This is a genomic window from Pedobacter folensis (genome assembly GCF_056490665.1).
In genome coordinates this window covers 227,008-240,837 of the sequence record NZ_JBWJIF010000002.1, presented here as the reverse complement: position 1 = coordinate 240,837, position 13,830 = coordinate 227,008, and the positions used below count along the sequence as shown (strand labels likewise).

Here is a 13,830-nt window from a genome sequence, read left to right as displayed (position 1 = left end):
ATTTTTAATTGTTCGGTATCAAAGTTCTTCCACTCCTTTTATTGTTAAAGACACTTCTACTACCCTGTTTTTGATCGGGATTTGTTACCAACATGATGATGATCACGATTACAAAATCTAATAAAACGCATCCCGCTAAAACAACAAACTGATACATCCCAAAATTTTTAATGGCGTGATCGAATGCATATCCGATTTTCCCAACATCTTGCGTTTTAGAAAATACAGGTTCAAACTTATATTTCTCTTCCCCTAATACGGAGTGTGCTCTGTTACCCAGCTTATTGTATTCTGTTAGTGATTCATCTATTAAGCCCTGCGCCATGGCATCTTTGTCTTTTTTGGATAAAAGCAAGAAATCCTGAATCTTTTTATTCCATTTTAATACAGAATTATTAATGTCAGCCTTTAGATCTCTTTCATCCTGCGAAAGATCAGTAATCATATTATCAATCTGTGCACCCATTCTCTCGGCCAGATCCTCGTAGTCCCTACCAACTGATTTTAATATATCAATCTTTTGTCCACTCATTTTTTCAATATCTCTAATCAGCCCGAGTGCCCTACTACCAAGACCTTTATTTCCGGGATCCTTGATTTGCTGCATAAGTTGCTTCTTTTTTATTTCTATATTTTGCGAAGTAGCTTTGTTGTATTTATAACTTAATTTTGATTGTACGTCAGTTTCAAGATTATTAAACTTCTCATTTATATCTCTTAATTCTTCTGTGTAGATATCTGTGCGCATGAATCTTGTGTAAAGCGCATTGAAATTAGAGATGAAGCAAAATGAAGCTATAAATATGTAGATCCAAATTAAGCTTGTAGTTGAGCGCCCTTCCATCTTTGCAGCCCTTAACATCCAACACAAAAAGAGAAGTAACAACGAGAGCACCAATGCAATTACAAATGAGGCTGGGCCAAATATTTGCTCCAGTCCAATCCAGGTTTGGTAGAAACTCACACTAATTAACATTATGGCGAGTATTGCCAAAAACAGGTCGGTTGCGGTAATAGATTTTTTATACATTTTAGTTATGCTTGTTTGGTTTTGAAAACATATTTTGTTAATATGTTATGTGCAAATCTATATAGGCTTTCAATGTTTATTTTACGGGAAACCGTAATTGTAAATTCATTAATGGAAGCCATTTATACACGTGATAGAATTTCATTTTTCTTGCCATCAAATTCTTCCTGGGAAAGAATTCCGTTTTCTAACAAGGATTTTAATTTTTGCAGAACGGCAAAAGGATCCTCTTGCTGAACAATGTTTTCATTTGGTGCAACCGGAGTGTTATTTACAACAATGCCACCACCTGCGGCAGCTCTTTTATCTTCCAGTTCTTTGTGCCTTCTATATTCCCGCATTTCTTCCTCTTTCTCCTGAGCATACTGATAGAGTTTTCGGGCTTGATTTTTTGGCAGATAATCCATCATGTTATTAGAATTCCTTACAGTCCTCATTGTAAATGTAGCACCTAATATCCCCTCTTTCATGTGGCAATCTGCAACATCTTTCCAACTATAATCTTGAAAATCCATCGACAAGCCAAAGTTTTTTGGTTTACAGAAGATTATTCGCCTACTCGTTAAGGCAATACAGTCTGGAGAGAAATTTATAGCTGGTTTCTTTTGTACTGCAATGTATTCTACCTGTTCGTTAGAAGTAAGCAGGCTATTAATGCGCTCTAAAATCTTTTCTACTGCTTTAGGATCTTGTTCTTCATTTAAGAACTTTTTTAAATCATTGATCATCATCTTTTGTTTCGGGTTATGTATAATTTCATATCAAAAGTATACAAGCCGCAGCCCTATACCTTACGGGAAACCGTAAAAAGAAAAAGTATTTAAGAAAAGTTATGACTTGATTTACAGTTGATTATATGTTTTTACGGAGAATATAAACACCAAAGAAGGATTGCCTCATCTTCTTAAACGAACATGAAACAATCCTTTAATTTTTAAGCACTTAAAAGCCATATCAGTTTTACGTTGTGTGGCAGTCTATAGAACATGTTCTGCAACCGTTTGATTTGCTGTAAGTTTTTTTCGCTTCTGTTACCGCGCCTTTACATGAAGAAAATTCACCCAAATACTTTCTGTTATCACTAGACGGTAAGTAAATACAGTTTTCATCATGAACTTCATGATCGCCGTTACTTTGGGCATTTTTGTTTACATAATACTTTTTCATCTTAAATTATTTTAGACTATAAACCTATAGCGACAAGAAATATTTTCCTAAAGGAAAACCGTAAAGCAAAATTTATAAGGTTCTTTTTATGAGATTTCTCCACTGCGGTCGAAATGACGACCTCGCGAGATGTATAGCCCTACTCAAAATCGACAATCGTTTATATGGATTTTTAAGAAATGAATTATTCCTTCGGCTTCACATAATCTTCGGATTTTTCTTTTTTCCACCAGCTATTGTCGAGGCGTTTAATGGAATAGAAGGCGCGGTTTATACCAGGTTTCATGGTTGCGGTATCGAGGTGCCTGCGCCATACGTGGATAATGGTATCGGTGCCAATTACTACCCACCAGAAAGTTTTGCCGTAACGTTTGGTGGTGTATACTTCGCTAATGGTTCCTTTAATTACCTTGGTGTTAAAACCAGGTTCCATTAACTGATAGGTGATCACTTTCTGTTTTTGCGCCTGAGCCTTACTCATTAAAAATGTTAATAATAGCAATGTAACTAGCTGTTTCATGCCACTAAGGTATTCAGGCCAAAAATGGATTCCTTACGGGTAACCCTAATGCCTTATGCAGTTAATGAATTTGGAAGTGGATCTGATTATTTAAGCAATAATTTAAAGATCTCTTCACTACCCTCAGGATGAGCTCACTCCGGGTAACAAAGGAGCACTTGGGCTGGTAGAAGAATAAAAAATGAGCGGTTGCCCTGCCTGCTACCAACACCAGACGATGAAGCAACCTCTGCATTTTTTGAGTATTGAAAGGTTAATTATAAAGGGCTAAGGTTTGATGCAGCTGGTTTCGGTAATCGTAAAGCTCATCCAGGTTGAACAATTGTTTTTTCTCTCCGGCATCTTTCCCTTTCTCGAAGGTTTCGATGTACTTGTTAACGGTATTAAAATGGAATCTGCAAATTGGTTTACGGTTATTGTCATCCAGCAGTACGCCAAAATAAGATTGGGTATCGCGTGCAGCGATCCTGGCAGACGGAATTTTCTCGCGTAAAATGGCCTTCACAATCTGGAAGGCTTCTAACTCCTCCTCGGTGGTTAGGATTTTAGAAACATCAGGATCTTCATTAATAGGTATCACTTTACCCTCTCCTTTTTCCTCGATTTTCTCGTTGATGTTCAAAGCCGATTTTAAGCGATCGCTGATGGATTCGTTGATGGAAATGGTCAGGGCTTTTTTGGTATATTCTTTAAACGCAATCATCCGGTTTGCCGTTAAGGGCTTATCAAAAAAACGGTTCACTAATAGTTTCACCATTTCGTCGGAAGGGCTGTCGATTTCTTTTTCAAATTCCTTTCTGATGGCTTTAATGTATTTTAAACCCTCGGCCGAATCGAGGATGTTTTCTAAATTGTATTCGTTTTTGGTAAAACTTTCGAGGATTTTAATTGCATTATCTTTCAGGTCTTCAATATCGATGGTTAAGAAAGGTTTCTCGTCCATAATATTTGGCTTTTCCAAATCGGCGTAAAAGTTGTAAACGGTACCATTGGTGAGTACGCCAAAACGAGCTTTCGACACATGGTAGTAGCGGTGTAACTGAGAGTTATGCGCATCAGCACTTTCTTTCCAATGTTTACATTCGAAAATGAGTATCGGTTCGTTGTTTCTACGGATGACATAATCTACCTTTTCGCCTTTTTTGGTGCCGATATCGCAAATGTGCTCGGGAATCACCTCTGTAGGGTTAAATATATCGTAACCGAGAATTTGAATAAAAGGCATTACAAATGCATTTTTTGTAGCCTCTTCGGTATTGATCTGATCTTTTAATCCGACTACCCGCTGATGAAGTTGTGTTAACTTTAGTTTAAGATCCATAAGTTTTTACATTAAATGGTTTCATCTACAACTGTTGCATGAGGTGCATTTACTTTAACAGATTCAATTCCGTTATCTCTGGCATCCGTGGTCGTATACATTTGGCTAGTACCGATAATTTCGCCATTCGCAGCTTTCAAATTAAAATAGTATGCTCCGTTTTTGGCCTCTTTCCTGTCGTACCTGGCATCGGTTGGCGAATTGGTTTTCACCGATTCGAGACCCTTGTTACAGCCTGCTTTTGTGGTGTAGCCTTCGCTGGTGAGGATAACCTTTCCGTTTGCGGCTTCGAGATTAAACTGGTATTGACCGTTTGTTCTTTTGGTAATGATAAATTTTCCCATCGTTATTTTTTTAGCTACTCAAAAGTATAACGGGCTTGTTTCTTATCCTTACGGGAAACCGTAGCCGGCTTCATTTAATTGGACGTTAGTTCATCGTTAATCAGGGCACACAAAATCCTCGTAACCATAAAGCATACAGCAATTATTAAAAACAGTTGAATCCATTGCTAAAGGAAAAGATCCTTCAACTACGCTCAGGATGACAATCATGTGGAATTAAACGAAATTAACCGATTCCTGAGTATAGGCTAGAACCAGTCTTTTAATTAAATTACCTTATTTGCAATGCAGTAAGCAATCAGCTGGCCATTATTTGAAATATTCAGCGCGGTTTTGATGTAATTGATCCGTTTTTCGATACTGCTCAAGCCAGACGGTTCCATGTTTTTTTGTTTCAGAATGCCCGACATTTCTTTCTGGGTTTTTCCGTCTAAGATGAGCGAAACAATTGTTTTATCATAGGGTGTAAAATCGTGCAGGTATTCTTCTTTTTGCCTCAGGTTGGGCGAATGGTATTTCTTATTTTTATAAATGCTTTCTAAAGCCAGTTTAAGGTCTTTTGCATCATGGCGGGCTTTAGGTACATAAGCATCGATATTTAATTCTTTAAATAGTGTATTGGCAATTAAAGCCCTATTTTCTATAGAAAATACCAGCACTTTTAAATCTGGTTGTATTTCTTTTAAGGCTTTGATCAGTTCCCTGCCTCCTGATAGCTGTTGTTTCGGATAGTCTTCGTCAAAAGAAAGATCGGTAATAATCAGTTCGTAAGGGTTACCATCACGAAGTGCTTTTTGTACACGTGTAAATGCATCATCACAATAAAACACATAATCTTTGTCGGTTATGGTAATGCCAAGATCTGTAAGTGCACTACGGAGCGATTTACTAACAATTTCATGATCTTCGGCGATGAGTACGTTTTTGAACATATTTAATATTTTTAAAAGGTTGGAAATGAAAATTCAATATGAAGCCCTTCATCAGGCCTGGTATCAAAAGTAATATGGCCCGAAATACTTTCTATACGGGTTTCCGTATTCTTCCATCCATTTTTAGGGATTAAAATCTCCATTCCTTTTCCATTATCTATATATAAAACCGTTATACGATCATTTTCCCGCTTAAAACTTATAGTAACGGTGTCTGCGCCACTATGCTTTTTCATATTGGTCATCAGTTCTTGCAAAATGCAAAATACTTCAGCTTTAGTATCATCTTTAACCGCTTCCCAAAGTTTTTCGCCACTGCCTTCAAGCTCAATATTCGTTTTAGCCGAGGCATAAGCGTATAACATTTTCGATAGTTCAATCGAAAAGCTTTCTTCATTATGGGTATCTTTATTGTCGTAAGATAGATCCCTCGATATTTTATAGATCACATCAAGTTTGTCGGCCAGGTCGTTTTTGTCTATTTCGGTGGTATTTTCCACCTCCGACATGACCTGGTATACCCTGTTGGCTACGCGGTCGTGAATTTTTTTTACATACTTGAGTTCCGTTTTTTTAACTTCTATTTCTTTTTCCTGTTGAAGTCTTTTTTTCCGTTTTTGGTATAGGAAATAACCAAAGATTAAAAATGCAGCTAATACAATCAGGATAATATATAATCTTAAGATGTTATTTTGTTTCTGTGTATTATCTGTCTGTGATTTTAGCAAATCTGCCTTACTTTTTTCAGTTTCATATCTAATTAATGCAAACTGATTTTTTGCAGCATTACGGGCTGTTTGCAAACTATCTGCTAATTTCTGATAGATTTCGAAATACTGTTTAGTTGCTATTGGCGAACTTAACTTAATGAGTTTCTGCAAAGCCTGTAGCCGATCTACTGGGCTGCTAATCTGTGTGGCTACACGATACATTTTTTTGGCATAATCTATTGCAAGCCCGGGATTTTTAGTGATATAATAATCAGCAAGATGTGCATAGCTGGCATTTAATCCCCATAGATCTTTTTCTTGTTCCCTGATTTTTAATGCATTTAAAAATTCAGCTTCGGCATTATAGTTAGGATTGATTAGCCATTTGGTTTTAGCTAAGTTAGATAGTGCCCTGGCATATTCTTTTTGGTTTTTGCTGTTTTGGGATAGAATTTGATTGTAAATTTTTAAGCTAGCCTGATAATTTTTGGTGTCTTGATAAACCTTAGCCTTGTTATTTAAGTATAAATTTACATCTGTAGTGTTTTCAGAAAAGGCAATGGCTAGATCGTAAAATTTTAAAGCATTCTGGTAATCGGCCAATTTAAAAGTCGCTATGCCAAGATTATTGTAATTGGAATGGATGAATGGATACTGGGTTTTATCAGTTTTATCAAGATATTTAAGTGCATTCAAAGAAATTTCCTGTCCACCAAAATTATCTCCTTTATCAGTGGAGATGATCCCCATATTTACTAAGCACTTTGCTGCGCCTAAACTATCGCGTTGGGATAAGAATAAATCTTTAGCTTGATTGAAATAGCTAAAAGCGCTGTCAATTCTTCCAAGTTCCCGATACTCGAATGCCTTATCATATAGCGGATTCTCTTTTTTGATTTTCTCTTTTAGTTGAGGCTTGGAACAGGAAAATAAAAGTCCCAGCGGTAATAATAAGATGGAGAGGCGTTTCACGATTTTTAGTTTTCCCCTAAGTTAAAAAAATAAACAATATTGATTGTTTATTAAGATTAGGATAAACTAAGCTTCTCATTTGGAATTATAATTGTTTTAAAACTAAAAAAAGCAAGGCGGATGTACCGCCTTACTTTATACATTAACCGATTTTTGGCGGTGGATTTTGTCCGGTTTCGCCACCGGTATCTCCACCTGCTTCACCATCGCCACCAAGATCTGGTGTTCCAGGATCATCATTAGTGGTTACGGTTGTACCGCTATTCGGATTACAATTGTTATTTGTATTTGTAGGCGTTGCCAGGCCAAGTAATATGGCAATAAAAAGAGGTAAAAACATCTTGTCAAAAATTAAAGGGTTGATAAATTTGTAGGTCCCCGCGAATCCTATCGCGGGGGTTGCTACGATTGTATCAGAAGGCCTTCTGAAATTTTTGGGAAGTATGGAGTGTCTGTCGCGGGAGCCAATAACTGCTTCCCAGGCCGGCTAGTAACTACCGCGATTTCTGCTCTTTTATTAATCAGTTTTTTAATTTAGCTTTGATAATGAATCGCCGCCTGTGCCGATCAACGATACAAATATGGGGTGAGTCAAAAGATTAGTTATCAATACATTCCGATGTTTCCAAAGTTTCCGCTGTAATTCCGGAAAACCGTAAATATTCCACTTATTCCGCCTTATTTTTACGCTAAATTTTTAAAGAAAATGTTTGAGGAGTATAAAAAAGACCTGTTAAAATTCTACCGGATAAAGAAAGAAAATCATCGGCTTCCTGATAATTTGGCCCCTCTTAGACGAGAAAGATTAAGGGCTGCCTGCATCGAGATGTTTCAACAAAATAATGCACAAAAAGATAAAGATTTGATGAGATCTGTGTTTGGTCCTGCAGATGTAGGTGAGGATCAAATGCGGAGCATTGAAAGGTTTGACTTAGATAGATTTAGACCTTTAATAAGTTTTTTAACTAAAGAAGGAAGAAATATTAGAGATGATAAACTTGTTAAGCTTTTTGCCTGGTTAATAGATTTTCCTCCTAATGAAGAATGGCAGGAACTTAGTGATGAAGAAAAACAACATGTTTTTAATGAGGCAGCGAAGAAAAGGGAGGTAATTAAAAAAAACGGTAGAGGTAAAACGACAGACACTAAGCCTTATCATTATACAGCAAGACTAATCCCTTACAACTATATTGTCATTTTTTGCATTCTCTTACTCTTTATCACTAGCATTTCTTTTATAGTCTGGGAGCGTATGGCTACAGCTGTAAGAATGCCTAAGGCAGGTGAGAAACACATGTATTGGGATGGCGATCATTACGAACCCGTAAAAAATGGGGAACAAGAGCCTGGGGTCACCATCATTCCATTAAACGCTAAAAAGTTACAACAGCAAAGGAAAATTACTTTGCCTGATACGTTAACGAAATACTCCTTGGGCAAGGTTTGGTATAAAGGTTATGGAAGTAATCATGAGTTTTTTACCGATAGTGGTGCATATCCAATGGATACACAAAGAATACTTAAGCCACTTTCAAACATAATCTTAGCCAAGTACACTTCTAATCATAGGTATATACTTACACGTTTAACATGGTTCTTATATGCCACTATTTTTGTAAGCCTTTGTGGTTATGGGGTAAGTAGGATGAAGAGAAAAGTTAGCATACCCGTTCAAAATTCTGATGATCGTATTAACGATTTTTCAGAAGGCCAATTAGCCCAACAATAAGTTTAACTTATTATTGCCCGATATGGGATATGTAGCGGCTATTAAAGGTTTAACCCAAATGGATAACACCTGGGTTAAACCATTTCTTATTTTATTGTCCCCAGTTTACCTGGATGTTGTTTTGTTGGGCATAAGCTTTGCCCTTTTCCATTAAGGCGTTAAAGTTTTGTTCAAAGCGGGCGCCATATTTCTGGTCGATGCTGTTGATGATTTCATCTTTGGCACTTTGGCTGCCTTTGCTGTCGCAGAGTTTGGCGTAAGCCAGGTATTCATTTTTGTAAACGGGGATAACCAGTTCGTATAATTGCTGCGAAAGGGCTTTAATTTCTTTTTCTTCATCGCCGGAAGCGGAGAGCTTTTTTACCTTTTCGAGCGATTGCTCCAGGTATAAAATTTTATTATTGATGGTGGTGGTGGCTTCGTTGCCTTTCTTTTTACTGGATGGGATATCGGGATATTCTTTGGTTTCGTCGTTAATATGGCGGGCCAGGTCGGCGCTGGCAAAATCGTTGATCATGTTGGTATTGAGAATGGCAATATCGAAAAAACGTTCTGGTGTTTCGGAACAGGCGGAGCAGAAAAGGGTAAACAGGATTAAAATAGTAGCTAGTGGTTTTGGGGATAGGGCTGGTAATTTGTTCATGATCTAAATGGGTTTCCTGATGAAATTTATTTTGGGGAGGAGCAAAGATTGAGCCGATTTTTGAGTCGGGAATCAGCAGTCCAAAATCTCTCCCTGCCTGTACTGGCAGGCACTCCGCGTTGCTTCGGTCGAGATGACGATCTTTTTATAAAAAAAATACGCCCGGCTTTGTACCTTCTCTCTGCGTACTTTGTGGTTAAAAAATGGATGATGGATGATGGAATTGGTCAGGCCTTGGCCTACATACAGTTAACCGATTTAAACAATTAAGCAGTTAACCCAAACCCAAAAAGCCCACCCTTCAAGCTATACACTTCTCCCTGGTAAAGCCCGGCCAATAACTGCACGGCCATTTTGCTTCTTTGCCCGGTTTGGCAGTAACACACTACTTTTTTGTTCTTTGGGATCGCGGCAAGCGAATCCGTTAGTTCGTACAGCGGAAGGTTGATGCCTCCAATATTGTCCTCTTCGTGTTCGTAACTTTCGCGTACATCAATTAAAAAAACATCATCAGCATGGGTTTCCAGCCAGTTATTTAAGGTGGTTTTATTGATTTCTTGTAGGACTTTATCGTTTTTTGCAGCGGTTGGTTTTGCGGGATCAGCTGATTTTTCGGCTGCAATTTTAAATACCAGTACGGTATTGTTCAGCGCATTGATGGTCATGAGTTTGCCGGAAAGGGTTTCGCCAATACCACAAATTAATTTCAGGGCTTCGTTGGCCATGTACAAACCCACTATGCCGGGTAAAATACCAATTACCCCCCCTTCTACACAGTTCAGGTTTTCAGTGGGTGGTGCCGGATAGAGGTCCCTATAGTTGGCACTGCCCTGGTGGTTAAATACAGCGACCTGCCCTTCAAATTGTAAAATAGAGCCGAACAAGAGTGTTTTGCCTAAAGCCACACAGGTATCGTTTACGAGGTAGCGGGTACTAAAGTTATCAGAACAATCGATTACCAGATCGTAATCCTGACAGATCTTGCCGGCATGTGCTATTATAAAACGTTCCTGATAAGCTTTAAGGCAAATATGTGGATTAAGCATGGCCAGTTTCCCGGCCGCTACCTGTGCCTTCGGCTGACCAATGTCGGTATGGTTATATAGGATTTGCCGGTGCAGATTGCTCAGTTCCACTACATCATCATCGATAATGCCGATTTCGCCCACTCCGGCTGCGGCCAGGTATTGCAAAATGGGGCAGCCCAGACCACCTGCACCAATGACGAGTACCTTAGCGGCCTTTAGCTTTTCCTGTCCCGCCAAACCCAGTTCAGGCAAGATCATTTGCCGGTTGTAACGGCTCAGTTCTTCTTTTATTAACATCATTTGCTCATTAAAATCCTGTCCCAATCTTTCCAGATCGGTTCGTAACCCTGTTTTCTGATCATGGCGGCAATTTCTTGTGCAGAGCGCTCGTCAGATATTTCGAACTGTTCTAAGGATTGTGGTTCTACCTGGTAACCACCGGGATTGGTTTTAGAACCCGCACTGATGGCGGTAATACCCAGCTTAATCACCTGGTTCCGGAAAGCCATGGTTTCGCGGGTAGAGATGGATAATTCTACTTCGCTGTTAAATAAACGGTAGGCACAAATTAGCTGCACCAACTCTTTATCGTTCATCACCACTTTAGGTTCTAAACCACCGCTAAAGGGACGTAACCTGGGGAACGAGATGCTGAATTTACTTTGCCAATACTGTTTTTCGAGGTAAGATAGATGCAGGGCCGTAAAAAATGAATCTGTTCGCCAGTCTTCCAGTCCGATTAAAACACCAAGTCCCATTTTATGGATACCGGCCTGCCCTAAACGGTCAGGGGTTTCTAATCTGTATAAAAAGTTAGCTTTTTTGCCTTTAGGGTGATGTTTGCGGTAATCGTCCTGATGATAGGTTTCCTGGTAAACGAGTACCGTATTTAAACCATGCGGAATAAGCGTTTCGTAATCTGCTACATCTAAAGGCTGTACCTCCATCGATATATGGGCAAAATGTGGACTGATCAGGTCTAATACTTTTTTAAAATAATCGGTATGCACACTTTGGTTGGCTTCGCCGGTAACGAGTAAAACATGGTCGTAACCCATGCCTTTAATCACGGCCACTTCCTGCATAATTTCCATCGGGTTAAGGGTGCGCCGCCGCACTTTATTATCGTAACTGAAACCACAATAGGTACATATGTTGTTGCACTCGTTGGATAGGTAAAGTGGAATATACATCTGGATTACCCGGCCAAAACGATCTAAGGTTAAGCGCTGGCTTATCTGCGCCATATCCTCGAGATAAGGCAAAGCCGCAGGCGAAATCAATGCCTTAAAATCTTCGAGGCTGCGTTGGCTACTGTTGAGTGCCCTTTCTACATCAGCCGCTGTTTTATCGTAAATGCTGGCTTTGGTATCATCCCAGCTATAGGATTCGAATACCTCGTTAAAACTGTTCATCAAGAAATGCGGTTAGTGGACTGCTGGCTGCAGCGTAATGTTGCTGGCTACCCAGTTTAGATTCGAAGGCCATTCTGCCAGCTTCTACAGCCAGTTTAAAGGCAGTGGCCATATCAGTTGGGTTTTTGGCGATGGCAATTGCGGTATTCACCAAAACGGCATCAGCACCAATTTCCATGGCTTTAGCCGCGTCAGATGGTGCACCTATACCGGCATCAATAATGACCGGAACCCTGCTCTGGCTGATAATAATTTCTAAAAAATCGATGGTTCTTAATCCTTTATTACTGCCGATGGGAGAACCTAAAGGCATTACCGCTGCGGTACCTACATCTTCTAAACGCTTACATAAAACCGGGTCGGCATGGATATAAGGCAACACCACAAATCCGAGTTTAACCAGTTCTTCTGTTGCCTTAAGTGTTTCAATCGGGTCGGGCATCAGGTATTTGGGATCGGGGTGGATTTCTAACTTAATCCAGTTGGTTTCCAGGGCTTCGCGTGCCAGCTGCGCAGCAAAAACAGCTTCTTTGGCATTACGAACACCTGAAGTATTGGGCAATAAATTAATATGTGGATGTTTAAGGTGCTGCAGGATGTCGTCGTCCTTGCCTTTTAAATCGACACGTTTAAGGGCAACGGTAACCAGTTCGGAGGCCGAAGCAATTAATGCGCTTTCCATTTCCCTGGCCGAACTAAATTTTCCTGTTCCGGTAAAGAGGCGTGAGCTAAAGGTTTGATTTGCAATTGTTAACATAGCTGTTGTTTTAAAGCGAATGCACGGTGAATTTGCTGTTAATTTCGGCTAATACCGCCGAAGTTTGGATTTGGTTGGTGAGTGCTGCCGATACCGCAACACCATAAATACCGGTTTCGAGTATGGCAGGAATATCTTCGGCTTCGATACCGCCTATAGCAATAATCGGCGTGCTGATACCGGCCTTTCTTACTTTTTCCATTAATTTATGGTAACCTTCCAGCCCTACGATGGGGCTCAGGTTTTCTTTGGTTCTGGTAAAACGGAAAGGGCCAAGGCCTATGTAATCGGCACCTTCGGCCACCCGTTGTAAAATGTGTTCGAAGGTATTGGCTGTACCACCAATAATTTGTGTCGGGCTGATGATTTTCCGGGCTTCGGCAATGGGCATATCCTGTAAACCCAGGTGTACGCCATAACTGCCTACAGCTTTAGCGAGGTGTGGAAAATCGTTTACGATGAGTTTGGCGCCATATTTTTCGCATAAAGCCTGCGCTGCTTTTGCAAAAGGCAGTATTTCGCTTTCGGCCTGGTTTTTAATGCGGAGCTGAATCCATTTTCCGCCAGCCTGAAGTACGGCTTCAATGGCATCTAAGTGGTTGCCGGTTCGGGGTGCCTGCGAAATATATTGTAAGGGTTGAATGATCATGATGTTTTTAAAGGTTTTTGTGGGGGCGCCAGGCATTGGCGCTGTGCTTTTTTAAAATTGGTTAAGGCTTGTGCCGGATCGTTCCAGATACAGCCCAATAGGGCCAGGCCATCGAAATTCATGTCTTTTATCTGATCAATCTGGTTTAAACCAATGCCACCAAGGGCGATTATTTTTAGCTGGGTATCAGTCTTCTTCAACTGAAAACCCGGAGGGATAATTCCTTTATAACCAGGTTTGGAAAGGCTGTTGAACACCGGACCAAAAAAGCTGTAATGGTATGACGCGATTTGATCGAAGTCTGATAACTGGTGGATGGAAGTGCTGAATACCTTATTTTTAGGTAATGCTTCACCTCGGCTGCTTTTTCTGAAACTTTCGGTATGGTGAATTCTTTTCATGTTATAATCGCTGGCCAATGTATGGAAATGGTGTAAAGCAATACGGGGATGATATTCGGGTAAAATCCCTTCGATAATTCTCCTGTAGTCAGCTTCACTGGCATTTTCCTTACGCAAATGGAACACCTGTAAACCGGCTTCGAAAAGCTGGTTTACAAGATGACATTCTTCCTTAAAAAGGCTTGGCCTAGCAATTACAATCAGTTCCATTT

General features: G+C 39.7%; 16 protein-coding genes. 1 reads left to right on the top strand and 15 read right to left on the bottom strand.

The window, feature by feature from the left end; translation table 11 throughout:
- Positions 1–4 precede the first annotated feature (4 nt).
- The 9 genes from AC04QZ_RS09620 to AC04QZ_RS09580 all read right to left on the bottom strand — a co-directional run bounded on the left by AC04QZ_RS09620 (position 5) and on the right by AC04QZ_RS09580 (position 7,336).
- The gene (locus AC04QZ_RS09620; protein WP_478357590.1) at positions 5–1,030 is read right to left on the bottom strand and encodes a hypothetical protein; all 1,026 of its coding nucleotides are present in this window, start codon (positions 1,028–1,030) and stop codon (positions 5–7) included.
- A 122-nt stretch (positions 1,031–1,152) separates the two neighbouring features.
- Positions 1,153–1,761 carry a PH domain-containing protein gene (locus tag AC04QZ_RS09615; protein ID WP_478357589.1) on the bottom strand — a complete coding sequence of 203 codons (609 nt, stop codon included), beginning with the start codon at positions 1,759–1,761 and terminating at the stop codon, positions 1,153–1,155.
- Between the two features lie 229 nt (positions 1,762–1,990).
- A complete protein-coding gene (locus tag AC04QZ_RS09610; RefSeq protein WP_478357588.1) occupies positions 1,991–2,197 on the bottom strand; it encodes a hypothetical protein in 207 nt (68 codons plus the stop codon).
- A gap of 184 nt (positions 2,198–2,381) precedes the next feature.
- Positions 2,382–2,717: a hypothetical protein gene (locus AC04QZ_RS09605; RefSeq protein WP_478357587.1), complete on the bottom strand. Its 336-nt coding sequence runs from the start codon at positions 2,715–2,717 to the stop codon at positions 2,382–2,384.
- 253 nt (positions 2,718–2,970) lie between these two features.
- Positions 2,971–4,038, bottom strand: a complete 1,068-nt coding sequence (locus AC04QZ_RS09600) for a type I restriction endonuclease (protein ID WP_478357586.1) — start codon at positions 4,036–4,038, stop codon at positions 2,971–2,973.
- A gap of 11 nt (positions 4,039–4,049) precedes the next feature.
- Positions 4,050–4,382, bottom strand: coding sequence for a YegP family protein (locus AC04QZ_RS09595; protein WP_478357585.1), 333 nt, complete (start codon positions 4,380–4,382; stop codon positions 4,050–4,052).
- Between the two features lie 266 nt (positions 4,383–4,648).
- Positions 4,649–5,314, bottom strand: a complete 666-nt coding sequence (locus AC04QZ_RS09590; protein WP_478357584.1) for a DNA-binding response regulator — start codon at positions 5,312–5,314, stop codon at positions 4,649–4,651.
- An 11-nt stretch (positions 5,315–5,325) separates the two neighbouring features.
- Positions 5,326–6,996, bottom strand: coding sequence for a tetratricopeptide repeat-containing sensor histidine kinase (locus tag AC04QZ_RS09585; RefSeq protein ID WP_478357583.1), 1,671 nt, complete (start codon positions 6,994–6,996; stop codon positions 5,326–5,328).
- A 142-nt stretch (positions 6,997–7,138) separates the two neighbouring features.
- On the bottom strand, positions 7,139–7,336 hold the full coding sequence (locus AC04QZ_RS09580; RefSeq protein WP_478357582.1) for a hypothetical protein: 198 nt from the start codon (positions 7,334–7,336) through the stop codon (positions 7,139–7,141).
- Positions 7,337–7,702: 366 nt separating this feature from the next.
- On the opposite strand from AC04QZ_RS09580, the gene AC04QZ_RS09575 reads away from it, so the two are divergent.
- Positions 7,703–8,725, top strand: a complete 1,023-nt coding sequence (locus AC04QZ_RS09575; RefSeq protein ID WP_478357581.1) for a hypothetical protein — start codon at positions 7,703–7,705, stop codon at positions 8,723–8,725.
- Between the two features lie 91 nt (positions 8,726–8,816).
- Here AC04QZ_RS09575 and AC04QZ_RS09570 read toward each other — a convergent pair whose 3' ends face one another.
- From AC04QZ_RS09570 to AC04QZ_RS09545, 6 genes are all read right to left on the bottom strand, one after another.
- The gene (locus AC04QZ_RS09570) at positions 8,817–9,368 is read right to left on the bottom strand and encodes a hypothetical protein (protein ID WP_478357580.1); all 552 of its coding nucleotides are present in this window, start codon (positions 9,366–9,368) and stop codon (positions 8,817–8,819) included.
- Between the two features lie 266 nt (positions 9,369–9,634).
- The gene (moeB, locus tag AC04QZ_RS09565; protein ID WP_478357579.1) at positions 9,635–10,696 is read right to left on the bottom strand and encodes a molybdopterin-synthase adenylyltransferase MoeB; all 1,062 of its coding nucleotides are present in this window, start codon (positions 10,694–10,696) and stop codon (positions 9,635–9,637) included.
- A complete protein-coding gene (gene thiH / locus AC04QZ_RS09560) occupies positions 10,693–11,811 on the bottom strand; it encodes a 2-iminoacetate synthase ThiH (protein WP_478357578.1) in 1,119 nt (372 codons plus the stop codon). Before thiH ends, moeB begins: the two co-directional genes overlap by 4 nt.
- A complete protein-coding gene (locus AC04QZ_RS09555; RefSeq protein ID WP_478357577.1) occupies positions 11,798–12,568 on the bottom strand; it encodes a thiazole synthase in 771 nt (256 codons plus the stop codon). Before AC04QZ_RS09555 ends, thiH begins: the two co-directional genes overlap by 14 nt.
- Before the next feature lie 10 nt (positions 12,569–12,578).
- Positions 12,579–13,217, bottom strand: coding sequence for a thiamine phosphate synthase (locus AC04QZ_RS09550; RefSeq protein WP_478357576.1), 639 nt, complete (start codon positions 13,215–13,217; stop codon positions 12,579–12,581).
- Complete coding sequence (locus tag AC04QZ_RS09545; protein WP_478357575.1) at positions 13,214–13,828, bottom strand: thiamine phosphate synthase; 615 nt, start codon at positions 13,826–13,828, stop codon at positions 13,214–13,216. Before AC04QZ_RS09545 ends, AC04QZ_RS09550 begins: the two co-directional genes overlap by 4 nt.
- Between the last annotated feature and the right edge of the window lie 2 nt (positions 13,829–13,830).